Here is a 24,373-nt window from a genome sequence, read left to right on the forward strand (position 1 = left end):
CGCCATAGTATAGCTCAATTACACGTCATTTCCGTTTTACTTATTCGTTACCATTCATTCATTTATGCAAACTTGAATTTTGCTTTTAGTTTGCTCAATGCTTGCGTTAAATTACCACTCACATCATTCGGTAATGAACATTTCGCCAAACGTACCCAAACTGTCCAGAACTGCTTCATGAAGTTTGCTTCGTTATAGTGAATTCCATATTCAGCACATAAAGCTCGAATTTGTGGCGCAACTTGCTCATAGCGATTAGCAGGCATATCTGGGAATAAATGGTGCTCAATTTGATGGCTCAAATTACCACTCATAAAGTGCATCCACTTGCCACCGGTGAAGTTACTTGAACCACGAATCTGACGTAGATACCATTCAGCCTTGGTTTCATTCTCGGTGTTATCCGCCTCAAAAGTCTCTGCATCTTCAGTAAAGTGACCATTAAAAATCACGGCTGACGACCACAAATTACGCATGATATTTGCCACTGCATTACCCGCCAATACAGGAATGAAGTTAATCGTCGCAATCGCAGGAAAAAACACATAATCTTTGAGGACTTGGCGAGTCGCTTTTTTACGAAACTCGGCTGCATCCGCCCACACTTGTTTCCATGTTTTGGTTTTATAAACTAACGCATCTTCCAAATGTAGGTTTTGTACGCCCACATACCATTGGAAAAAGAACATTAATTGCAACGCCAATGGAATATTCGCCAAGTGACGAACTTCCCATTTTTGATCTTCAGTCACACGCAAAATGCCGTAACCGACATCGTGGTCTTTACCCACAATATTGGTATAAGTATGGTGCATATAGTTATGGGTAAAACGCCAATCATTGCCTGAACAGGTATTATCCCAGTCATAGTCTTCACCACGTAGGCTCGGATCATTCAACCAGTCAAATTGACCATGCATAACGTTGTGCCCAAGCTCCATGTTTTCGACGATTTTAGATACACCTAACATTGCTGTACCCACTAACCATACAGGTGGAATCCAACCACCAAACATCAACATACCACGTGATGCGATTTCGGTATAACGCACGAAATTACGTACTTTATAGATATATTTTGAATCTTCTTCGCCTAAATTTTGCATCACAGCTAGACGAATTTCTTCGACACGGCGACCAAATGCTTCAACTTGTTCAGGCGTTAAATGTGCTGATTTTGATGCTGTTTTAAATTCTAATGCCATATTCATTTCAATTATCCTCAATATTTGTTTTTATAGGTCAATCGTGACTGGGCTAAGGGCTTGGCTCACGCATAACTTGATCGCACGATTTGGCTGATCATCAATTTCGCCCGTAATCACGTTCTGAGTTACACCACTGACTTTGGTACAGCTACAACGATTACATACCCCCATGCGACAGCCATGTTGTGGACGTAACCCTGCCTGTTCCGCACTACTTAATAAATTGGTCGTTGCAATAAAGTTCTGTTGCGCACGACGGAAGGTAATCGTTTGAGCTTCATTTGACTGCTCAATTTGAACAGGCTGGAAAAATTCTTGATGAAAATTTCCTACCGCATCGTGTTGAGCATAAATCTCTTGTGCTTGGCGCATCATGCTGTGATGACCACAAGCATAAGCTTGTAATTCTTTAAAATTCGGAACTAACTTTTCTAACAAAGCCGTATCTAAATGCTGTTTTTGCTGTGCTGTATTAAAAAAATGGTATTGCAATTGTGGGTATTGCTCTGCAAGCGCAAGCATCTCATGATGAAATACTTCTGCTCGGTTAAAATACACCACATGAATTTCTTTAAGATTCTGAGCCACCGCTTGCTTTAACAATGAATAAATTGCGGTAATCCCTGAACCCGATGCAATCAATAACGCTGACTGCTGACCTTGATGTAAAACAAAGTCACCTTGTGCTTGAGAGATCTCAAAACGATCCCCTACACGTAATTGTTGTGCTGCTTTTGACACCAAGCCTTGAACTTTAATGCCTAATTGAATCTCACCATTTTTAGTGACATCTACAATTGAATAACTACGTTGATGATAAACACCATTGATCATTAGCGTGATCAAAACACTTTTACCTGCTTCAACTTGAATTAAATCAAAGTTGTGATTCGGTTTTATTGTGAGTAAAACCATATCTGAGCTTAACGACTCTACAGCGATAACTTCTGCAAGAATGCGTTTCCAAGCAAACGTTGGCTTTATTTTTTGCAAAACAAAATCAACAAAATCTTCTCTGACCCAATGTGGCTGATAACTTAACTTTGCGTTCATACGTTCCTCGTTTTGTATCTGGCTATTTATTTTGAGTGAACAAATGTTCGTGTAGTGAACATGTGTACACTATATTTATTTGTGTTCACTGAGTCAACAGTTGTTCACCAGTTTTTTGAATATTTTTTATTCATTTTTATAAATAATTAAAAATATTGATAAAATAGTTGCTATTTACATTGATTCTGCTCAAACAAAATCCTCAGATTTCTCGACCAATTGAAAATGTGTCTGATTTAGCAATGGATTAGGACTAAAAAAATCATGTTTTTTTTGCTAGACTCTACCGTATGGTTTTAATGGATATTATTCATGTCGATTAGAGATGAACGAAAACAACAGAGTCGTCAGGCTTTACTTGATGCAGCGCTCCATCTCAGCACTTCTGGGCGTTCATTTAGTAGTATTAGTTTGCGTGAAGTTGCACGTGAAGTTGGTTTAGTACCAACGGCATTTTATCGTCATTTCCAAGATATGGAGGCATTAGGACAAGAACTAGTTGACCAAGTGTCTTTGCATTTAAAAAGCTTGATTCATCAATTGGGGCAAAGCTATTTAAAACATAGCGGATCTGCTAAAACACGGACAAGCATTGAACTGTTTGTACAAGCCGTCAATCACAGCCCTCAGCAATGGCAATTTATGATTGCAGAACGTTGGGGTGGCTCTGAAACCGTTCGTATCGCAATTGCGCGTGAAATTGAATTTTTGATTGAAGATCTTGCAATTGATTTGTGTAAACTCGATACCTTTAAACACATTCAAGAAGCCAAAGATTTACAAGTGTTATCAACGATCTTGATCAATATGTCATTTACATGGGCAATGACATGGATCAACTTACCGAAACAATTTCCAATTGATCGCTTATTAGAACAACAGAATTTATTTATTGACAATGCAGCGACTCAAGTCCGCTTACTATTCCGTGGCATATCGAACTGGGAACCACAAAACGCCTGATCCTATCAAAGTCAAAGTTTGATATATAAAAGCATTGCTTAGCGTTATGATTGATAAGACACTAATGCAAATGCCGTTTAGAACACTATGAGGAGCTTATAAGCATCATGAATCCTGATCGTCATACTCAGTTCTTAATTCGTAAAGAAAAAATTTTGCAGGTTGCGGAAAAACTTTTATTAGAAAACAACCAAGAAATGACCTTAGATGAACTGGTTGCCGAACTAGATATTGCTAAAGGTACCTTATACAAACATTTCCGCAGTAAGAATGAATTGCTGTTGGAACTTATTATTCAAAATGAAAAAGAAATTTTAAAAATTTCAGAAAAATATAACAGTGACGTCAAAGAATATGCACCTCGTTATATGCTTTATCATTTAACGTCACCAAGTCGCACGATTTTACTGCATCAGTTAGAAGAACATCTGACGATGACTGAGTCGAAGCTCAAACATTTGTTCGATGAGCTTTATGCAATCCGTCAGCAGCGCATTGTAGCTCTCAAAGATATGACTGAAAAATATTTGAAATCACAGAATTATGATATGTCGATTCGTGATTATCTGTCTTATATTTGGTCTCTGACTTACGGCGCAGCTTTGCTGTTGAATTCAAGCTATTACCAGCGTTCAATTGGTTCTCGTGAGAAGCTGATAAACCTCTATGTCAATCAGGCTTTATCTTTGCCTACACAAAAAGTCGAAATCGATTTGGATGAGTTTTTGAAATAAATACCTTTGTCCTAAGGTGCAACAGTCACAATGGAAATAGAAAATTTAAAACCATTTGATGGACAACATTGTGAAACGACTGCAACAGGGACTCTACTCAGGCAACTTGGTATTGAACTTTCTGAACCGATGTTATTTGGTTTGGCTGAGGGACTGGGTTTTATCTTCTGGAATATGAAATCAATGAATTTTCCATTTATTGGTGGACGTATAAAAACAGACTATTTAACCCAAAATATTGCAAGAAATTTAGATCTTGAATTGACTGTAAAAGAAACCGTATCAACACAAAAAGCTTGGAATAACATAAAACAACTCATTGATCGTGGACAAATTGTTGGTCTGAAACTGGACTGTTTCTATTTAGAATATTTTTCAAAACCGATTCATTTTGCAGGGCATTACGTTGCAATTTATGGGTATGACCATCATGATGCCTTTCTAGTCGATACCATCCAACAAGGCGGAAAAGTCAAAACCAGTTTGCAAAGTTTAGCCTTAGCACGAGCAGAAAAAGGGCCAATGTCATCTAAAAATTTGTACTACACACTGAGTAAAACAGATAAAAACTTTGACTTAAAAACAGCAATTACGCAGGCCATCAAAAACAATGCCACTGATTATCTAAATCCACCCATTACAAATATGAGTTACCAAGGTATTTTAAAAACAAGTACAGAAATTATGAAATGGTTTCATGTTAGTAAAGACATCGAGAATGATTTTAGAACATCGGCAATGATGATGGAAAAAGCAGGAACAGGCGGCGCATTATTTAGAAATTTATACCGAGACTTTTTAAAAGAAAGTTATGAGTTAGTCAAAATCGAACAAATCAAAATAGGATATGAAGCATTTTCGGAAATCGCAGAACTTTGGACAGCAATTTCTCAATTATTTGAGAGAGTGAGCCAAACCAAAGATTTTAGCTATATTCAGCAAGCATCCGAAGTTTTAAAGAAAATATCAGACAAAGAAAAAAAGACCATGCAAATATTGGCAACAATAGAGCAGAACGAATAAAAAGCCCTATCATTTTGACAGGGCATTTTCAGAACAAAAAATAAATCTATTATTTGCCCTTACGTTCTTTTTCTAATAAGTAATCAATAACTTGTGTCACTTTACCATCTTCACCTTGTACGACATACTTACCGTTTACAACAATTGCAGGTACGCCCGTAAGTTGGTATTGCTGTGCCAATTTATTTGACTCAGCCACTTTTGCCGTGATTGGGAAAGAGTTAAACATACTGTTAAATTTTTGCTCAGGCACACCATAACGCGCAAAGAATTTCGCTTGTGATGCTTGGTCAAAAATTTGTTGTCCACCATCATGAATCGCATGGAACAACGGAATATGGGTTTTCTTACGCACACCAAGTGCTTCAGAAACGTAGTAACCACGAGCGCCTTGTTCCCATACTTTATTCATTGCAGCTGGTGTACGAAGAAAATACACATCATTTGGAGCTTTCTTTAACCACGTTTGCATATGTGGTTCAAGCTTAAAGCAGTGTGGGCAACCATACCAAAAGAATTCACGTACTTCGATTTTGCCTGCTGGTGCTGCTGTCTTACCTGGATTGGCAACAACGGTATAGTCTTTACCCGCTACAAAATCCGCAGCCATTGCATTCATTGAAAATGCCATGACCACTGCACTTAAACCACTTAATACTAACTTTTTCATTGAGTTTGCTTTTCCTCTAAGCATTTTTCGTAAGTTTATATGCTAAATATAAATCAAACACGACTAATTCGTTTTGCTTGTGTGAAGTTTTTTATTGGATTTATCGCTTTTTTTTCTAGAATCGCTACACTACCAACAGATTAAACCGAAATAATCATCCTAATACAGAGGTAAGTCATGTCGCAATTGAATGTTGACCCACAAGAAATCGCAAAATTTGAAGCATTGGCTGCTAAATGGTGGGATCAACATTCTGAGTTCCGCCCGCTTCATCAAATCAACCCCTTACGTTTAAACTGGATTGAGGAACGTGTCGGTGGTTTGGCTGGCAAAAAAGTACTAGATGTCGGCTGTGGTGGCGGTATTTTGGCTGAAAGCATGGCACGTCGCGGCGCTGATGTTTTAGGGATTGACATGGGTGAAGCGCCGCTTGCTGTCGGTCGCTTACATGCACAGCAGGACAATGTACAAAACATTGAATATCGTCAGATTCCAGTTGAGCAACTCGCGCAAGAGCAAGCAGGTCAATACGATGTCGTGACCTGTATGGAAATGATGGAACACGTTCCCGATCCAGCATCTATCGTCAAAGCCTGCCAAACATTAGTAAAACCAGGTGGGCATGTGTTCTTTTCGACCATTAACCGCAATCCAAAATCCTATTTATTCGCGATTATTGGCGCTGAATATGTCCTACGTTTACTGCCAAAAGGCACGCATGATTATCATAAATTCATCCGCCCTTCAGAAATGGCACACGATATTCGTAACGCAGGCTTGAGTCTAAAAGAAATGACGGGCTTACATTACAACCCGATCACTAAACACTATTGGTTAGCGCCAAATGTAGATGTGAATTATATGGTACATACCACAAATACAGGTGCTTAATGAAAGCTGTTTTATTTGATCTTGATGGTACGTTGATCGACACTGCTGCTGATTTTATTCGTATCATTCAACAAATGTGTCGTGATGAACAGCGCCCTATCGTTGATGCAGCGACTATTCGCACTCAGGTTTCTGAAGGCGCACGGGCGATGGTCAAATTGGTGTATCCTGAATTGGATGTCACTGACCCAGTCTTTTTAGCCCATCGTCAGCGTTTTTTAGATGTCTATGGTGACAATATTGTAGTAGATACTGACTTATTTGTTGGGATGTATCCTCTACTTGAAGAACTTGAAGCCAATCAAATTCCTTGGGGAATTGTGACCAATAAACCACGTGGTTTGAGTGAATCACTATTGGCTGAATTGAATCTCAGCGAACGCTGTGCAGTTTTGGTTTGTCCTGAAGATGTCAGTAAAACAAAACCAGACCCTGAACCGATGTATTTAGCGGCTAAGCAACTCGGGATTGATGCCCAAGAAATTATTTATGTGGGTGATCATCCACGTGATATTGATGCGGGTCGACATGCAGATATGTATACCATTTTGGCTGCTTACGGGTATTTACCAATAGAATCTCGTGATGATCTGAACGCTTGGCAAGCAGATGCAATTATTCAAACTGTCCCTGAATTACACCAACTGTTAAAACAGAAAATCTCTGCATTATCAGAAAATCAGGGTATGATGAGCTAAATATTTAATATAACAACTAGGAGGCATAACAATGAAATATTCAGAATATCAACCTCGTCCTGATCTACTTAAAGATCGTATTATTCTCATCACGGGTGCTGGTGATGGAATTGGGCGAGCTGCTGCTCTTAGTTATGCCCTTCACGGTGCAACAGTAGTTTTGCATGGACGTACCCTCAACAAACTTGAAGTCATCTATGATGAAATTGAAGGTCTAGGTGCGCCACAACCTGCAATTTTACCATTACAGCTTTCTACTGCATCCAGTCATGACTATGAGCTTCTTGTCGATACGCTTGAGCAACAATTTGGTCGTTTAGATGGCATTTTGCACAATGCAGGTATGCTAGGTGATCGTGTTGAATTAGCACATTACCCTGTTGATGTTTGGGATGATGTCATGGCAGTAAATTTACGTGCACCCTTTGCATTAACTCAAGCCTTACTACCCTTGCTCAATAATTCTGAACATGCCTCTGTGGTATTTACCAGTTCGAGTGTTGGTCGTGAAGCACGGGCTTTATGGGGTGCATACTCTGTTTCTAAAGTCGCCACTGAAGCCATGAGTAAAATTTTTGCGGCAGAGAATACCTATCCAAACATTCGTTTTAACTGCCTTAATCCAGGCGGTACACGTACCGCAATGCGTGCTAAAGCCTACCCAGAGGAAGACCCAAAAGTGCTTCCAACACCAGATAGCATTATGCCTGCTTACCTTTATCTAATGGGTGATGATAGTTTAGATATGAATGGGCAAAGTATTGATGCACAAGGCTAATTCATTCATTTCAATAATTTTAAATAACCTTAAATACCGCCACTAAAGGTATTCTTTCAGAGAGATTGCTCAAGGATCTTCATCTTTTTAATGGAAAAATGAATTGATCTTCACAGTTTCTCTGCATTTTTAAGGTACAGTTTTCACATGAGAGACATCCGAAGTCCATAAGGTGCATCATGAAAAAAATTTTCATTATCTTGGTTTTAGGTTCGACCGCCCTATTCAGTAGCATGGGCAGTTTTGCAGGTCCACATTTTGGTGGTGATGATGATTCACGTGGTGGTGGTTGGCAAGGTCGTAACTTTGATCGCCCAGACGATGAGAATCGTGTGCGTGAACGTCGTATGCGTGAAGAACGTGGTGTCGAACGTTTAAAGCAGCACCGTTGGCAAGCAGGTTATGTGATGCCACAACATTACCGAGGTAATGGCTACAAAGTAGATTATAAAGATAATAATCTACCTAAACCTGAGCGTAATGAGCAGTGGTACAAAATCAATAATGACTATATTTTAATCAATTCAGATGATAATAGCATTATTCGAATTATGAGTTTCTAAGACCTTTCTGAAGCTATAACGGAATAAAGTTGAACGGTTGTTTTAGGAATAGATTTATCTTTTAATTTTTTTAGTTAAAATCAGATGAATTGATGTAAATCTGAGATCAACATGGCGAACCAAATCACTGAAACTTCACATAGCACAACGCAAGATTATGTGCATTGGTTTCGCCATTCTGCACCATATATCAATGCACACCGCCATAAAACCTTTGTCCTGATGTTTGGTGGCGAAGCTGTTCTACATGAAAACTTCCAACATATCATTCATGATATTGCCCTGTTACATTCTTTAGGGATTCGTTTGATTTTGGTGCATGGCGCACGTCCGCAAATCAATCAGAATCTACAAGAAAGCCAAATTGAAACCCCTTTTCACCAAAGTCGTCGTGTGACGACACGTGAATCACTGCGTAGTGTCATGAATGCGGTTGGGTCAATTCGTTTAGAAATTGAAGCACTCCTGTCGATGGGCTTAGCAAACTCACCCATGTATGGTGCGCGGATTGATGTTGTTTCGGGCAATTTTGTGACTGCAAAACCTTATGGAATCCATGATGGGGTTGATTTTCAACTGACTGGCGAAGTACGTTCAATTGATACTGATGCGATTCAACGTCATTTGGATAATCATAATATCGTTTTATTAGGGCCAACAGGTTATTCAACCACAGGTGAGGTATTTAACTTATTGGCCGAAGAAGTTGCTACCAAAACTGCGACTGCATTAAAAGCCGATAAGTTGATTTTCTTGGGTGAAAAACAAGGCTTAATGAATGAGCAACAACAGTTATTACGTGAACTAAGCTCGCATCAACTTGAACCGTATATTCAACAATACCAAACACAATATCCTGAATTTGCCTTACATCTCAAACAAGCGCAACAAGCCTCATTATCTGGCGTTCACCGTGTTCACCTAATTTCTTATGCCTATGATGGTGCTTTGATTGAAGAGCTATTTACACGCGATGGTATTGGCACTCTGATCACTGATGCGCATTATGAAGAAGTGCGCATTGCCAATATTCATGATGTGGGCGGTTTAATCAATCTACTGCGCCCACTCGAGCAGGAAGGTATTCTAGTCTATCGTTCACGTGAACGCCTTGAAAGTGAAATTGAACAATTTGCAGTGATTGAACGTGATGGCATGATCTTAGCCTGTGCAGCACTCTATCCACTTCCTGCTGCAATTGGCGAAATTCAATCCGCTGAGATCGCCTGTGTTGCTGTAGATGCAAGTTACCGTAAATCCAATCGTGGTAGCCAAATTTTGCAGTTTTTGGAAAGCAAAGCCAAGCAACAAGGTATTCAACAACTGTTTGTACTCACCACGCGAACTGCACACTGGTTCCTAGAGCATGGTTTTAGCCCTGTCAGTGTCGATGATTTACCAAACGCACGCCAAGCGCTTTACAATTATCAGCGCAATTCTCTCGTCTTTAAAAAAGTTTTGCTCTAATAACATCTGATCTGAAGATATCTTTATTTCTGATAAAGATATCCTTTCACTCTATTCTTTTTACTGCGCTGTCGCTTCTTTAAAAAATTCTCGCAAGTTGCATTTTTAAAAAAAAATTTATAAAACAATAGCTTAATCCAAACTCAACAGACCATACTTATTTCCCTCAGTGAATAAGATTATTCATTTTTTCATTTTGCATTTTTCATTATAAGCAAAGCCCGATTATTTATTTTTTATGTATTACAAAAAGTTTTAGCTTCATTGCTCATCGTTATTTAAATCTTGTGATTTTTCGGGGAGCACAATCAACATGGCTATTTCTATCCATCGCTCATGGGCAACATCAACCATCATCGCAGCGAGTCTTGCTAGTCTGATGGGTGTTGCAGGTTGTGCAAAAAAACCTGAGCAGCAAGAGCAAACAAAACAAGAAAACACCACATTAAATATCGGCTTTCAAAAGTATGGCATTTTGCCGATTGTCAAAGCAAAAGGTGAATTAGAGAAGAATCTTGCTGCTCAGGGTGTCAATGTCAAATGGGTTGAATTTCCAGCCGGCCCCCAACTTTTAGAAGGCTTAAATGTAGGTAGTGTCGTCTTTGGTGAAGCTGGTGAAGCACCTCCCATCTTTGCTCAAGCCGCAAACCCTAACTTGGTCTACGTCGCAAATCAGCCGCCTGCACCAACAGCAGAAGCATTGATTGTCCAGAAGGACTCACCAATACAATCCATTCAAGACCTGAAAGGTAAACGTATTGCACTGAATAAAGGCTCCAACGTTCATTATCTTTTATTAAAATTACTAGAAGCCAACAATCTGACTTTAAATGATATTCAGCCTGTTTATTTACCACCGTCAGATGCACGCGCAGCCTTTGAAAAAGGTGCGGTTGATGCTTGGGTGATTTGGGATCCATTCCTTGCTGCGGCTGAGCATCAGATCCATGCACGAGTGATCGCAAACGGTGAGCATTTAGTCAGTAATCATCAATTTTATTTAGCTGATCGTAAATTTGCTGAAGGGCATCCTGAGATTTTAAAAACACTGGTGACCACACTGAATCAAACCACAGATTGGGTCAAGACGCATCCTGATGATGCTGCCAAATTACTCGAAAAACCAACTGCACTCGAACTGGATATTTTAAAAACCTCAATTTCTCGCATGGGTTTTGGCGTTCAACCAATTTCTGAAAAAGTTGCAAAAGAACAGCAGTACGTAGCTGATGCCTTCTTTGCTCAGAAGCTGATTCCAAAGCAATTGGTCATTGCCGATGCGGTATTAAACAACCAAGTCAATAATTGAGACGCTCTCCTAATCCATTTCTAATCGGTGGGGATTGAACTTAATCACCGTGATTTACCCCCATACAGATTGCAATCGGAAATACGATGCAATCTGCCTTATTTAGCTAATCCCATTTTTCATAAGGAATATCGACATGAATATTTTCTGGTTCATCCCAACACATGGTGACAGTCGCTATTTAGGCACCAGCAAGGGCGCACGTCAGGTCGATCATGCCTATATGAAACAGATTGCTGTTGCTGTCGACAACCTTGGTTATGACGGTGTACTGATCCCAACAGGTCGTTCTTGTGAAGATCCATGGATCACGGCGGCAAGCTTAATTGATGCAACCAAACAATTAAAATTTCTAGTCGCACTTCGCCCTGGGATTACGACACCTGCATTGGCTGCACGTATGGCAGCCACTTTTGATCGTCTCTCGAATGGTCGTATTTTATTGAACCTTGTTACGGGTGGTGATGAACAAGAACTTAAAGGAGATGGATTATATGAAGACCATCGTGCTCGTTATCAGACTGCATCTGAATATGTCAAAATTTGGCGTGAAATTCTGACCCGTTCCCATACAGGTGAATCGTTTACTTTTCATGGCGAACGACTCAGTGTCGATGATGCCAAACTACTTTATCCTCCTGTACAAAAGCCTTATCCACCCCTTTGGTTTGGTGGATCATCCGCAGACGCGACTGAACTTGCAGCCGAACAAGTCGATACTTATTTAACTTGGGGTGAACCGCCTGCGGCAGTAAAAGAAAAAATAGACCATTTAAAAGCAAAAGCCGCAGCCAAAGGGCGCATCCTGAATTATGGTATTCGCTTGCATGTCATTGTTCGTGAGACCAATGAACAGGCTTGGGCTGCTGCCGATGAACTGATTCAATATTTAGATGATGCCACCATTGCCGCAGCGCAGAAGAAATTCGCAGAAATGGACTCTGTCGGTCAGCAACGTATGGCCGCTTTGCACGGCGGACGCAAAGATCAATTGGAAATCTCACCGAATTTATGGGCAGGCATTGGTTTAGTGCGTGGCGGTGCAGGCACTGCTTTAGTAGGTGATCCTGAAACCGTTGCTGCACGTATTCAAGAATATGCAGATTTGGGAATTGATACCTTTATTTTCTCAGGCTATCCACATTTAGAAGAATCCATCCGCTTTGCTGAATTAGTGTTTCCATTATTGCCACTGAAAACCCGTGAAAAACTGGCACAGCCACATTTAACAGGGCCTTTTGGGGAGATCATTGCCAATAATTATGTACCCGAGGTCAAAGATTCAAAAAGTTTGGCTAAGGAGACAGCATGAGCGGAAAAGTCTTTTTGGATGATGTTTCACGTGGAACAAGGCATTTTGGAAAAAGCCTGCTTCCTTGGCTTGTTCCCATTTTACTGCTCATGATTTGGCAAATTGCATCAAGTTCAGGCTTATTACAAAGTCGCGTGTTGCCTGCTCCAACGGCTGTGGTCAGTGCTTTTTGGCATTTACTGATCAGTGGCGAACTTTGGCACCATGTCAAAGTCAGTGCAGGTCGTGCCTTACTTGGCTTATTGGTGGGTGGCGGTTTAGGACTGGTTCTAGGACTACTGAATGGTTCATCACGGATTGCTTCCACCTTACTAGATACCACACTGCAAATGATCCGCAATATTCCTGCATTGGCGCTCATTCCACTGGTGATTTTATGGTTTGGGATTGATGAAACTGCCAAACTATTTTTGGTCGCTGTAGGCGTATTTTTCCCAATTTATATCAATACTTATCATGGTATCCGTTCTGTCGATCCACAACTGATTGAAATGGGCAGAAGCTATGGGCTAAACCGCTGGCAGCTCTATAAAGAGATTATTTTGCCAAGTGCAATGCCCTCTATTTTAGTGGGACTTCGCTTTGCTTTAGGCTTGGTTTGGGTACTGCTCATCGTGGCAGAAACGATTTCCGCTCAAGCTGGAATCGGTTATATGACCATGAATGCGCGTGAGTTTTTACAAACGGATATCGTTTTGGTCGGCATCTTGCTCTACGCCATACTCGGAAAACTAGCTGATGTATTAGCACGAAGCTTGGAGCGTTATTTATTGCGTTGGCATGCAGGTTATCAAAAATAAAAGGATATGCAGATGAGTAATTTAAATTTTTATAACAATGGTTTGATCCAACCTGTTATTGATGCTGAAAAACCAAATTCAGCAATCAATACCCATGGTGCCAATATTCTGATTGAACAGCTATATAAATTTTATGGTGACGTTAAAGTCCTTGAAGACTTAGATTTGAATATTCAAGCAGGTGAATTTGTGGCAATCGTGGGTCGCAGTGGTTGTGGCAAAAGCACCCTCCTCCGCCTGATTGCTCAACTTGAAAAAGCCAGCTATGGTGAAATTAAATTCCAGTCTGTACGAAATTTTCGTGAGGGCATTGGCAATGATGATATTCGCGTTATGTTCCAAGATCCACGCTTACTCCCTTGGAAAAATATTTTACAAAATGTGCAATTAGGTTTGCCAAAAGCCCAACACCCTCTTGCTGAAAGCTTACTCGAAAAAGTGGGCTTAAAGGATAAAGCGACACAATGGCCAACCCAACTTTCGGGGGGACAACGCCAACGTGCAGCCCTAGCACGTGCTTTATCACATTCGCCACGAATCTTATTGCTTGATGAACCTTTAGGTGCGCTAGATGCACTGACGCGTTTAGAAATGCAAAACCTCATCGAACGTCTGTGGACAGAGCAAGGCTTCACTGCGCTATTGGTCACTCATGATGTCAGTGAGGCTGTGCAATTGGCGGATCGAATTATTTTGCTAGATCAAGGGCATATTGCACATAATTTTCAGGTCAATCTGCCACGACCACGTAAAAAAAGTATTGCATTTGCACAACTCGAACAACAAGTACTGGATGCGGTTTTGGCAACTTAAACCGCATCTGCCCTCACAATCTGCACCATAAAAAAGCAAAAATGAATTTCTGATCTACGAGGGTAGAGCGAATTATTAACAAAATATGTAAATGCATTTTTAGATTTCAATAATTATCAAATACATCGCAACGATTCAACTGAAAGCAAAAGATTTTTCGATAAAAAAACTGTGTGATAGTGCACAAATCTGACTATTTATCTTACAATGTCAAGGACATTTTTTGAATCAAGCTCACAGATGGAACAGAAAAAAAGTACACAAAAGCGCAATCAACTGCTGAATGCTGCCCTCGATGTTTTTTCCGTCTATGGATTCAGTGGTGCTAGTCTCGATGAGATTGCACAACTCGCAAATATGCATAAATCCAATATTTTCTATTATTATGAAAATAAAGAGTCGCTTTATGTTGAAGTACTCACAACCGTACTGCAAAAATGGCTCGCACCTTTACAAATCTTAGAAGTAGAGCTTGAACCGACTGAGGCTCTGACTAACTACTTGATTCAAAAACTTGAAAGCTCACGTGATCAACCGAAGGCTTCTCGTTTGTTTGCCTTAGAGATTATTCAAGGTGCGCCGCACATCCTACCTATTTTAAAAGGGCCGTTAAAAAAGCTTTTTAAACGCAAAACCAAAGTGATTCAAACTTGGCAAGAGCAAGGTAAATTATCAGCAGAAATTGACCCTGAATTGTTAATTATTAACATTTGGGCAATTACGCAAAACTATGCAGATTTCGCAACCCAAATGGAAATGGTTACGGGCAAAACCTTGCGTAACCGTAGTATGTATCAACGTACTATCGAACACACTGTTCATTTGATGCTCTACGGCGTATTGCCACGTTAAATTTCCAATCGTTAAAAGCCTTACTTTTAGCGATAGAAATACATTAAAAAAGCGACTTTGTAAGTCGCTTTTTTTCTATTAAATGGATGACGAAAAAACTGCTCTTGTGCGCTAAGATCGTGATACTTATGAAGCATGTAAGGCGTATTATGTTAATTTTAGGTACGTTAAAGAATGACTATGGAATAGCATCCTATTTTTATAGATCTTTTTCGTACGATTGAATATTTAGGAATTTATAATTATGACGACTCATACACTTGAACAAGCAATAAACAACCTAACTAAAGAAATTCAAATGAATCATTTTAGTAATGTAAAAGATATTGATAATAAGCTTGCTGAAATCATGGCTTTTAACAACTATTTAGTTATTCGTCCACTTGCTCGATTACTTGAAGATAATGCTCAAAATGACGAAGCTATATTTTCAATTATACATAGTATCGAATCATTTGATGATGATGTTTATATACATGAAATCATTAATGAATTCCCATATTTAGTATCTAAGTCACCTTATTGGACTACTATTTTACTTATAAGAATATTAAATAGTGATATCGCAAGAAAATGTATAATTGAAAAAGTTTCTTTAACTACCCCAGCAATAAAAAATTCAATTTTATTTCTTTTACAGCGCATTAACGAGGAAGAACTTAAATGCTCTGAGAAAATAATTCCGTTAATGAGAGCAGTAAATACTATTTAATATAATAGGTTTCATACGGAATTAATATAAAAATATTTTAATTTCAATAACATACCAGCAATCTAAAGTCCACCCATACACACTACAGCGTTAGACCTTTGCCTTTAAAAATGCGCTTGATACAATGCCAATAGTTTTTGCGCCCCAACCAATAGATTCTCTTCCCAATCCAAATGAGCCGTGTCATTCGCACCATCGCTAATATATTTGACTGAAATCAAACGCACTCCGAGCTTTTGACACACTTTGGCTAAAGCATAAGCCTCCATATCAACAAGGTTACAACTTACTTTGGGTATACCTGTTTCAAAAGAGTCACCCGTACCACAAGTGCCTTTTGGTAGATGATCAAAATGTGGTTGTGCATGAATATCCGCAGGAATTTCATCATCCATTGGCGTAACACCAACAGCAAATCCTAAAGGTGAAACGTCCATATCACGCTGCACAAAAGTAGTGACTTCAACTAGACTATGCGCGTCAAAATGTGAACTGCCTGCACTGCCTAAATTAATCAAAGTCTTACAACCTGTTTTTTGAATCACCTCAAAAGCCTTGAATGCCGCATTAATCTTGCCAATTCCACTGTAATGGACTTCAATGCCTGCTTGCTCAAATAAACCTTTAGATTCATTCGGCAAAGCCATAATCAGAGCAACATCAGCATTCATATATAAAAACTCAATTTAGATAAGACCAATTACAGATAAAAAGCAGTGACCATACAGCTTAGATATTATTGTATCTTCTGCTGCAAATTGATCAAACAAGGAGAGAAAAATAATTGACCACTATACGCCCCTGCCAGTGTTTTTTTCATCACCAATGCCCACAAACCAACAAGAAGAACACTTAAAGCGACCGCAATATACTGTAAGAAATCGACATGTAACTGGTGTGCTAAGTTAAAGATCGCCAAGATAAAAACACCAAATGGAAAGGTTAATCCCCACCAACCCAAGTTAAATGGAATACCTGTTCGTGCATGGCGCAGTGTGGTTAAAATCGCAATTCCAAACCACCATAAGCCAAAACCTAATAGCACTAGACTGGCGACAATGCCTAAAGCTGGGAGCAACATTGCTAAGCCATCAAAACCCATCGCTTGCATAATACGTGGTGCTTGTTCACCCAACAATAATAACGCTAATGCACCTGTTCCAATCGGCCCTAAACAAAGCCAGCTTGAAATCGCGACTTCTTTCTCAGGCAATTGGTGTAAAGCCAAACGCAGCATCAAGATGGTTAAAATCGCAAAAGCGGGTAATACAGAAATACCCCACAAGACATAGCCTGTGATCAAAATATACAGCGCATGTTGATCAGCCGCCAAATGCTGTAACAAAAGCCCTGCTGAACTCGCAGCAACCTCACACGCCACAATCGGTAACAACCAAACTGCCGTCATGCGATGTAAGTGATGATCTTGGCAGCTAAACATACAAAATGGCACGATCCACGCAATCACAATCGCAAGAAACACATCGATGTACCAAAGGTAAGTGGCAATCTGAACGGCAATATCACCATATAAATGTGTTCCAAAACTGAGGAAACCATTGGCAATGGTGGCTAAGCCCATTGGGATTGCACCCAAAAATAAACTCATATTAGGATGAGTAAAAATCTGCTTGGCTTCTGTCGGAAACAAAATCCAACGTAAGGCATAAAGTACACTGAGCACGGCAAATAACAGGATATTGAATTGCCATAGTTTAGTCGCAAGCATAAATAAGACCGATGAAGCAAAAGGCAGCTGTGCTAAAATCATCGCCACCACACCTGTGCCCATGGTTGCAGTAAACCAGTTTGGGGTAAAATGGCGAATCACATCTATCGTTTGTTCTAGCTGATAAAACGGCTTTTTCATCTCTTTCTCAATATCAAGCGACTATGTGACCATCTTAGAGCAACACTCAAATAAGAAAAATTGATTTATATTTATTTAATGAATAAATAAAATTGATATAAAAACTTTAAATATTGAAATTTTTCTGTGTAAAAACACAACAACAAGACGAAACGCTGAGAATATGGCAATATATAGCCTTTGCAAAATCACTGTATTTAACGCCCATGAAGTTGCTTCGTCTCAACGCATTATCGCCAGATTTTCAGTTACCTCCAACAGCGGTAACGATTGGCAATTTTGATGGTGTCCATTTAGGACATCAAGCGATGATTGCCCAACTCAAAACATTGGCTACACGCCAAGGCTTAAAAACATTAGTGATGATTTTTGAGCCACAACCGCTGGAATTTTTTAAGGGTTATGAAGCTCCTCCACGCATTAGCTCGCTCAGAGAAAAAGTAGAATATTTAACCGAGCTGGGTGTGGACTACATTGCCATTGCAAAGTTTGATCAATATTTTAGAAGTTTGAATGCGACAGAATTTGCAGACCTACTTAAATTAAAACTCAATGCACAAAATTTGGTACTAGGTGACGACTTCCATTTTGGCAAAGATCGCCAAGGCAACAGTGAATTCTTACGCAATTACGGTTTTAATGTTACCAATTTAAATACCGTCGCTTTAAATGACGAACGTGTCAGTTCAACCCGTATTCGTCAGGTTTTACAAGCAGGTGATCTGGCTTTGGCGGCTAAATTATTGGGTCGTCCTTATAGCATCACAGGTCGGGTGCAATATGGTGATCAAATTGGTCGTACCCTTGATTTTCCAACCATTAATGTGCGTTTGAACCGTCATAAACCCTGCTTAAACGGGATTTATGCAGTGGATGTGATGTGTGAAAATGCATCACTCACAGCAAAAATAAAACATACAGATCCTACCCTCAACGGTATCGCAGGATATCAAAGTGACAGTTTGTTTGGTGCAGGTCATGTGGGGACACGTCCAGCCATTAAACAAGATCACCCAGAATGGCGATTAGAAGTACATTTCCCTGATGTTTCTGCTAATCTGTATGGCTTATTGATGCGGGTCACTTTTCTTCACTATTTACATGGTGAGCTGAATTACCCTTCGCTTGAAGCACTCAAAGCTGGAATCGATGATGATGTGCAAAAATTACGAGACTATCGTAATCACACAACTAAATTTCCTTTTTAAACTTAAATTTCATTTGTAATACATGTCAGTTTAGACTGATAAAACTGGAAGAAAATTTGCATGAGCGATAAGCAAACTCCTGAAAATGCAGTGGATTATAAAGCCACACTCAATTTGCCCGATACTGAATTTGCCATGAAAGCAAATTTGGCTGTGCGTGAAGCCAAATGGTTAGAAGAGTGGTATGCCGACAACATTTATCAGCAGATTCGTGCATCGCGTATTGGCAAGAAAAAATATGTGCTTCATGACGGCCCTCCGTATGCCAATGGTCAAATCCATTTAGGTCATGCCGTCAATAAAGTCTTAAAAGACATCATTATTAAAAGCCGTGTTATGGATGGCTTTGATGCACCCTATGTGCCGGGTTGGGACTGTCACGGTCTTCCAATCGAACTGAAAGTCGAAGAAAAAGTGGGTAAAGTTGGCGTAAAAGTAGATGCCTCTACTTTCCGTAAAGCTTGTCGCGAATATGCATATACACAAGTTGAATTACAAAAGAAAGACTTCGTGCGCATGGGCGTATTTGGTGATTGGGATAATCCATACCTCACCATGAACTTCAAACAAGAAGCAGATATCGTTCGTTCACTTGGTGCGATTGCCAAAGCAGGTCATATCGAACCCGGCTTAAAACCTGTGAACTGGTGCTTGGATTGTGGTTCTGCGCTCGCAGAAGCTGAAGTTGAATATGAAGATAAAAAGTCTGATGCGATTGATGTTGGCTTTACAGTTGTTGATCTTAAAGATTTAAGCAGCCGTCTTGGTGTCGATGTCCAAGATGTGACGGATATTGTGATCTGGACAACCACACCTTGGACGCTGCCTGCCAACCAAGCCGTTGCACTCCATGCTGAAATTGACTATCAATTGGTTCAAGTGACAACTGAACATGGCAAGCAAAACTTTATTCTTGCCAAAGATCTGGTTGAATCGGCAATCGAACGTTATAAGCTTGAAAATCCAGTGGTATTAGCTGATTTTAAAGGTTCAGCAATCGAAAATGTCCTATTACAACATCCCTTGATTACTGATCGCCAAGTCCCTGTGATCTTAGGTGAACACGTTATTGCAACCAGTGGTACAGGTGCCGTACATACCGCTCCTGGACATGGTGTAGACGACTATAAAGTGGGCTTACTGTATAACTTAAAAGTTGAAAATCCAGTCGGCGGTAATGGCGTATATTTACCAACTGCACCGATTTTTGCAGGCGAGCACATCTATAAAGCCAATCCCAAAATCATTGAAGCATTAGGTGCTGTTGGTCGTTTATGGGCGCATCAACCCATCAAACACAGCTACCCACACTGCTGGCGTCATAAAACTCCGATTATCTTCCGTGCAACACCACAATGGTTTATCAGCATGGATGCCAAAGGCCTGCGCCAAACGGCACTGAATGCAATTGAAAATGACATCGAATTTGTGCCTGATTGGGGTAAAAACCGTATTCAATCCATGATTGAAGGTCGTCCAGATTGGTGTATTTCTCGTCAACGGACTTGGGGTGTGCCAATCCCATTCTTTGTACACAAAGACACCAATGCTTTGCACCCACGTACACCTGAGTTGATCGAAGAAGTTGCTCAACTGATCGAACAAGAAGGGATTGATGGTTGGTACAACCGTGATGCCAGCGACTTCATTGGTGCGGATGCTGAACAATATAATCCCGTACGCGATACTTTAGACGTTTGGTTTGACTCAGGTACGACACACTACGCAGTATTACGCGAACGTGAAGAATTACAAGATCCAGCAGACTTATATCTTGAAGGTTCAGACCAACATCGTGGCTGGTTCCAATCGTCATTGCTCACCTCAATTGCGATTAATCAACGTGCGCCATATAAAGGCTTACTCACTCACGGTTTCGTGGTGGATGAGAAAGGTCGTAAGATGTCTAAATCATTAGGCAACATCATCACCCCCCAAGACATTATTAAAGATATGGGTGCAGATGGCTTACGCTTCTGGATCGCATCTGCTGACTATCGCTATGAAATGACTGCTGGTAAGGAAATCTTTAGCCGCGCATCAGATGGTTATCGTCGTATCCGTAATACCTTACGTTTCTTGTTAGCGAACTTGAATGGCTTCAAACCATCGACAGATGTGTTGCCAGTTGACCAACTGATTGCATTGGATCAGTACATCTTACAACGTGCAGCTGAAGTGCAGAAAACCATTCAGCAAGCCTATGAAGAGATGAACTTCCATATTGTGACCAATGCATTGACGAGCTTCTGTATCAATGACTTAGGTGGTTTCTATCTCGACATCATCAAAGATCGTCAGTACACCACCAAAGCAGACTCACAAGCACGTCATTCTGCACAAACTGCGCTGTATCATATCGTGCAAGCCTTTGTTCGCTGGATGTCTCCGATCCTTAGCTTTACTGCACAAGAAGCTTGGCCATTGATTCCAGAACAAACTGGGAAATATGTATTTACCGCTGAATGGTATGACATTCCAACAGCATCAACAGCGAACTTACTGTCTGAGGCAGATTGGCAAACATTAATTAGCGTAAAATCAGCAGTCAATAAACAGATTGAAGCAGCACGTAACGCTAAACTCATCGGCAGTAACTTATCTGCAAAAGTTGAACTTTGGGCAGATGAAGCATTACAAACTGTGTTAAACCAATTGGCTGATGAACTACGTTTTGTCTTGATTACTTCTCAAGTCATCGTTCACCCTTATGCTGAACGAGGTGAAAATACTGACCTCGCGGGCTTACGTGTCCAAGTATCAGCAGCAGATGGTGAAAAATGTGTACGTTGCTGGCATGTGCTGCCAGATGTAAATACACACGTTGGTCATACTGGATTATGCGCTCGTTGTATCGTCAACGTCACAGGTAGTGGCGAAGTGAGAAAGTATGCCTAATACACAAGCAAAAAAAGGCTTGTTTCAATTCTATCCACACAACTTACTCTGGCTTGGACTTTCTGTCCTTGCCATTGTGTTGGATCAATGGACCAAATGGATTGCAAGTTCACATTTAAATTATGCTGATCCCGTTCCTGTTCTGCCTTTTTTAAATTGGACTTTACTCCATAATCATGGTGCAGCCTTTAGCTTCTTATCTGATGCAGGTGGTTGGCAACGTTATCTATTCACCTCTTTAGCGGGTGTGGTATCCATTATTTTCATTTTTTGGTTGATGCGTATGCCAAAGAAAATGATCATATTACCGATGGCAATTGCGTTGATTTTAGGCGGTGCAATTGGCAATCTGATTGACCGTGTCAGCTTAGGCTATGTGGTCGACTTCATTCACGTTTACTATCAAAACAACCATTTCCCTGCCTTCAATCTTGCGGATAGTGCCATTACCTTAGGCACGATTCTGCTACTGATTGATACCTTCTTCCTTGAGAAGAAACGTAACCAAAACACGGATGCTTAAGATGACTGAAATTATCCAACCCAACGAAGAAATTCGTATTCAAGATGGCTCAAAAGTCGACTTACATTTTTCCGTTTCAATTGAAAATGGTGTTGAGATTGACAATACACGTAATCGTGAAGAACCCGTCAGCCTCGTAATTGGCGATGGTAACTTACTGCCAGGATTTGAAAAGGCATTGTTTGGTTTACGTGCAGGCGACCGTCGTACTGTGCATTTACCACCTGAAGATGCGTTTGGTCCTTGGAATGCTGAAAATATCCAAATCTTCGATACCGTTAAATTTGAACAACGCCCTATCGTTGGTCATATGATTGAATTTGAAGATAAAGCCAAAGCGACCTTGTTTGGAATTGTAAAATCAGTCAATGATGACAGCACAGAGATTGATTTTAACCATCCATTAGCAGGCAAAAATATTACCTTTGAAGTGGAAATCTTTAGAGTCACCCCTGTTGGTCAGCAAGGCATCAAATTGATGTAATACAGAAGTCCTCAAATGAGGGCTTTTTTTAACGCTAAAGAAAAGTATAAGATCATTTAAAGACATTCACTTTTTAAAATCAAAGCAATAAAACACAGGAATAAAAATATGCTCATTTATATTATTGTTGGCAGTATCCGTGAAGGACGAACCGCAATTAAAGTCGCCAATTGGGTACAACAAGCAACAGCTAAACTCGCATTGTCAGATATTCAAACTGAAGTTGTTGATCTTAAAGAATGGGATTTACCACTCTTTGTAGGTGCTCACCCACCTGCGACAGGTATTTATGATCAGCCTAAACAACAACAATGGGCAGATAAAATTGCCCAAGCACACGCTTTTATCTTTATTAGTCCCGAATATAATCATGGCTATAGCCCCGCACTTAAAAATGCCTTGGACTATGTCGGCAAAGAATGGCAAGGCAAAGCTGCGGCTTTTATCGGCTATGGTTCAACCAATGGCTCACGCTCAATTAGCCAGATTCGCCAAGTTGCTTCTAGTTTAGGTCTTGTTGATCCAAATGCGGTGATTGAAATCCGAGACATCTTTAAACGTAATAAAGACGAAAAGTTTGAAGCCAATGAGTTTGAAGTGAAAGGATTAGCAGCGCTCATTGCTAAACTACAGAAATATAATATCGTATCATTGTAAGCCTCGGCGTACATTGATCAGGTAGATTCACGTCTATCCCCTACGCTGTTTGATCGCTAATATATGAATCATGCAGAGACAGGAAGTCTCATTGAAAACACATTGGATGTGATGTCGTTGATAGGATATCGGCGACAATAAACAAAATATAAAGCAGCCCCGTCAGGATGATGGGGCTGCTTTTTGTCTATTATTTTAAAGGTGATTTAAAAACATTTGGGATACGCAACCACATCGTGATCCTCTGCCATTACTGCAAGCTGTAATACGGTAATTCTTTTTAAGAATCTGCATAAACTACGATGACCTAATCATCATTCTCAGTGGTTGTTTACAGCGTTATAACCTTCATGATCAGTTAATAGGAACTTCTTTACATTATCGCATGATATCTTATTGCTTATTCATCATTACAACTTAACCACATGCCAATTGTATTCTTATCAATGACACATAAAAAATAATCCTGAGTATGATTCGTCACAGGTCTCCATCCATTACCTATAAAATTACTATAATACCTAGGATTAGCAAACCCCTTAATACATACCTCATGCAATCCCATTTTTGGTAAGGTTATATTTTCAGTGTGACTTAACCAAGGATAAAAATCATATTCTCTTACCTCATGAATAACTAATCCAATAGCTTGATAATCAACTTTATTAGAAATATTAGGGGTATATACATATCCCAAATAACAATCTTCCCATATCTCTCTATATTGCTCAAAAAATTTCTTTAATTACTTTTCTTCCTTCTTGTAAAATTATTCATTTTATTCTTATTCCCCCCAATAAAAAACACCCCCTCAGCATTAGCGGAGGGGGTGATTTAATTTAAAAGCTGGCGATGACTTACTCTCACATGGCAAACGCCACACTACC

Annotated in this window: 25 protein-coding genes; 19 read left to right on the plus strand and 6 right to left on the minus strand. The window is 39.9% G+C overall.

Annotated features, from left to right (window positions below; genetic code table 11):
- Positions 1-62 precede the first annotated feature (62 nt).
- Both MMP60_RS13675 and MMP60_RS13680 read right to left on the minus strand, forming a co-directional pair.
- Positions 63-1,205 (minus strand): acyl-CoA desaturase, encoded by a 1,143-nt coding sequence (locus MMP60_RS13675; protein ID WP_241336945.1) that lies wholly within the window; start codon positions 1,203-1,205, stop codon positions 63-65.
- Between the two features lie 30 nt (positions 1,206-1,235).
- The gene (locus tag MMP60_RS13680; protein WP_241336919.1) at positions 1,236-2,261 is read right to left on the minus strand and encodes a ferredoxin reductase; all 1,026 of its coding nucleotides are present in this window, start codon (positions 2,259-2,261) and stop codon (positions 1,236-1,238) included.
- A 312-nt stretch (positions 2,262-2,573) separates the two neighbouring features.
- On the opposite strand from MMP60_RS13680, the gene MMP60_RS13685 reads away from it, so the two are divergent.
- The 3 genes from MMP60_RS13685 to MMP60_RS13695 all read left to right on the plus strand — a co-directional run bounded on the left by MMP60_RS13685 (position 2,574) and on the right by MMP60_RS13695 (position 4,981).
- Entirely contained in the window at positions 2,574-3,224 is a 651-nt protein-coding gene (locus MMP60_RS13685) for a TetR family transcriptional regulator (RefSeq protein WP_018678343.1), read from the plus strand.
- A 107-nt stretch (positions 3,225-3,331) separates the two neighbouring features.
- On the plus strand, positions 3,332-3,958 hold the full coding sequence (locus MMP60_RS13690; RefSeq protein WP_018678342.1) for a TetR/AcrR family transcriptional regulator: 627 nt from the start codon (positions 3,332-3,334) through the stop codon (positions 3,956-3,958).
- 30 nt (positions 3,959-3,988) lie between these two features.
- Entirely contained in the window at positions 3,989-4,981 is a 993-nt protein-coding gene (locus MMP60_RS13695; RefSeq protein WP_241336920.1) for a BtrH N-terminal domain-containing protein, read from the plus strand.
- A gap of 49 nt (positions 4,982-5,030) precedes the next feature.
- Here the strand turns inward: MMP60_RS13695 and MMP60_RS13700 are convergent, their stop codons facing one another.
- Entirely contained in the window at positions 5,031-5,651 is a 621-nt protein-coding gene (locus MMP60_RS13700) for a thiol:disulfide interchange protein DsbA/DsbL (protein WP_241336921.1), read from the minus strand.
- A gap of 177 nt (positions 5,652-5,828) precedes the next feature.
- On the opposite strand from MMP60_RS13700, the gene ubiG reads away from it, so the two are divergent.
- From ubiG to MMP60_RS13755, 11 genes are all read left to right on the plus strand, one after another.
- Positions 5,829-6,542: a bifunctional 2-polyprenyl-6-hydroxyphenol methylase/3-demethylubiquinol 3-O-methyltransferase UbiG gene (gene ubiG / locus MMP60_RS13705; RefSeq protein ID WP_241336922.1), complete on the plus strand. Its 714-nt coding sequence runs from the start codon at positions 5,829-5,831 to the stop codon at positions 6,540-6,542.
- Positions 6,542-7,240, plus strand: coding sequence for an HAD-IA family hydrolase (locus MMP60_RS13710; RefSeq protein WP_241336923.1), 699 nt, complete (start codon positions 6,542-6,544; stop codon positions 7,238-7,240). Before ubiG ends, MMP60_RS13710 begins: the two co-directional genes overlap by 1 nt.
- 31 nt (positions 7,241-7,271) lie before the next feature.
- Positions 7,272-8,018, plus strand: a complete 747-nt coding sequence (locus MMP60_RS13715; protein WP_241336924.1) for a YciK family oxidoreductase — start codon at positions 7,272-7,274, stop codon at positions 8,016-8,018.
- A gap of 179 nt (positions 8,019-8,197) precedes the next feature.
- Positions 8,198-8,581: an RcnB family protein gene (locus tag MMP60_RS13720; protein WP_241336925.1), complete on the plus strand. Its 384-nt coding sequence runs from the start codon at positions 8,198-8,200 to the stop codon at positions 8,579-8,581.
- A gap of 111 nt (positions 8,582-8,692) precedes the next feature.
- On the plus strand, positions 8,693-10,048 hold the full coding sequence (argA, locus tag MMP60_RS13725) for an amino-acid N-acetyltransferase (protein ID WP_241336926.1): 1,356 nt from the start codon (positions 8,693-8,695) through the stop codon (positions 10,046-10,048).
- 313 nt (positions 10,049-10,361) lie between these two features.
- A complete protein-coding gene (locus MMP60_RS13730; RefSeq protein ID WP_241336927.1) occupies positions 10,362-11,357 on the plus strand; it encodes a sulfonate ABC transporter substrate-binding protein in 996 nt (331 codons plus the stop codon).
- Between the two features lie 136 nt (positions 11,358-11,493).
- A complete protein-coding gene (ssuD, locus tag MMP60_RS13735; protein ID WP_241336928.1) occupies positions 11,494-12,669 on the plus strand; it encodes an FMNH2-dependent alkanesulfonate monooxygenase in 1,176 nt (391 codons plus the stop codon).
- On the plus strand, positions 12,666-13,469 hold the full coding sequence (gene ssuC, locus MMP60_RS13740) for an aliphatic sulfonate ABC transporter permease SsuC (protein WP_241336929.1): 804 nt from the start codon (positions 12,666-12,668) through the stop codon (positions 13,467-13,469). The genes ssuD and ssuC overlap by 4 nt, the downstream gene beginning before the upstream one ends.
- 6 nt (positions 13,470-13,475) lie before the next feature.
- Positions 13,476-14,282: an ATP-binding cassette domain-containing protein gene (locus MMP60_RS13745; protein WP_241336930.1), complete on the plus strand. Its 807-nt coding sequence runs from the start codon at positions 13,476-13,478 to the stop codon at positions 14,280-14,282.
- Between the two features lie 240 nt (positions 14,283-14,522).
- Positions 14,523-15,134 (plus strand): TetR/AcrR family transcriptional regulator, encoded by a 612-nt coding sequence (locus MMP60_RS13750; RefSeq protein WP_018678329.1) that lies wholly within the window; start codon positions 14,523-14,525, stop codon positions 15,132-15,134.
- A gap of 244 nt (positions 15,135-15,378) precedes the next feature.
- The gene (locus MMP60_RS13755; RefSeq protein ID WP_241336931.1) at positions 15,379-15,846 is read left to right on the plus strand and encodes an Imm30 family immunity protein; all 468 of its coding nucleotides are present in this window, start codon (positions 15,379-15,381) and stop codon (positions 15,844-15,846) included.
- Between the two features lie 104 nt (positions 15,847-15,950).
- On the opposite strand, the gene MMP60_RS13760 is transcribed toward MMP60_RS13755, so the two are convergent.
- Together MMP60_RS13760 and MMP60_RS13765 are read right to left on the minus strand one after the other, a co-directional pair.
- Positions 15,951-16,517: a 5'-nucleosidase gene (locus MMP60_RS13760; RefSeq protein ID WP_241336932.1), complete on the minus strand. Its 567-nt coding sequence runs from the start codon at positions 16,515-16,517 to the stop codon at positions 15,951-15,953.
- A 65-nt stretch (positions 16,518-16,582) separates the two neighbouring features.
- Positions 16,583-17,716: a TDT family transporter gene (locus MMP60_RS13765; protein WP_241336933.1), complete on the minus strand. Its 1,134-nt coding sequence runs from the start codon at positions 17,714-17,716 to the stop codon at positions 16,583-16,585.
- Positions 17,717-17,922: 206 nt separating this feature from the next.
- Here MMP60_RS13765 and ribF point away from each other — a divergent pair, with 206 nt between their 5' ends.
- From ribF to MMP60_RS13790, 5 genes are all read left to right on the plus strand, one after another.
- Positions 17,923-18,924, plus strand: coding sequence for a riboflavin biosynthesis protein RibF (gene ribF / locus MMP60_RS13770; protein ID WP_241336934.1), 1,002 nt, complete (start codon positions 17,923-17,925; stop codon positions 18,922-18,924).
- Between the two features lie 60 nt (positions 18,925-18,984).
- On the plus strand, positions 18,985-21,822 hold the full coding sequence (gene ileS / locus MMP60_RS13775) for an isoleucine--tRNA ligase (RefSeq protein WP_241336935.1): 2,838 nt from the start codon (positions 18,985-18,987) through the stop codon (positions 21,820-21,822).
- A complete protein-coding gene (lspA, locus tag MMP60_RS13780; protein ID WP_018678323.1) occupies positions 21,815-22,345 on the plus strand; it encodes a signal peptidase II in 531 nt (176 codons plus the stop codon). Before ileS ends, lspA begins: the two co-directional genes overlap by 8 nt.
- A gap of 1 nt (position 22,346) precedes the next feature.
- Positions 22,347-22,829, plus strand: a complete 483-nt coding sequence (locus tag MMP60_RS13785) for an FKBP-type peptidyl-prolyl cis-trans isomerase (RefSeq protein WP_241336936.1) — start codon at positions 22,347-22,349, stop codon at positions 22,827-22,829.
- Positions 22,830-22,937: 108 nt separating this feature from the next.
- Positions 22,938-23,486 (plus strand): NAD(P)H-dependent oxidoreductase, encoded by a 549-nt coding sequence (locus tag MMP60_RS13790; RefSeq protein ID WP_241336937.1) that lies wholly within the window; start codon positions 22,938-22,940, stop codon positions 23,484-23,486.
- Between the two features lie 400 nt (positions 23,487-23,886).
- On the opposite strand, the gene MMP60_RS13795 is transcribed toward MMP60_RS13790, so the two are convergent.
- Positions 23,887-24,183: a hypothetical protein gene (locus MMP60_RS13795; RefSeq protein ID WP_241336938.1), complete on the minus strand. Its 297-nt coding sequence runs from the start codon at positions 24,181-24,183 to the stop codon at positions 23,887-23,889.
- Positions 24,184-24,373 lie beyond the last annotated feature (190 nt).

It is taken from the genome of Acinetobacter sp. ANC 4805, from assembly GCF_022549495.1.
Taxonomy (GTDB): Bacteria; Pseudomonadota; Gammaproteobacteria; order Pseudomonadales; family Moraxellaceae; genus Acinetobacter.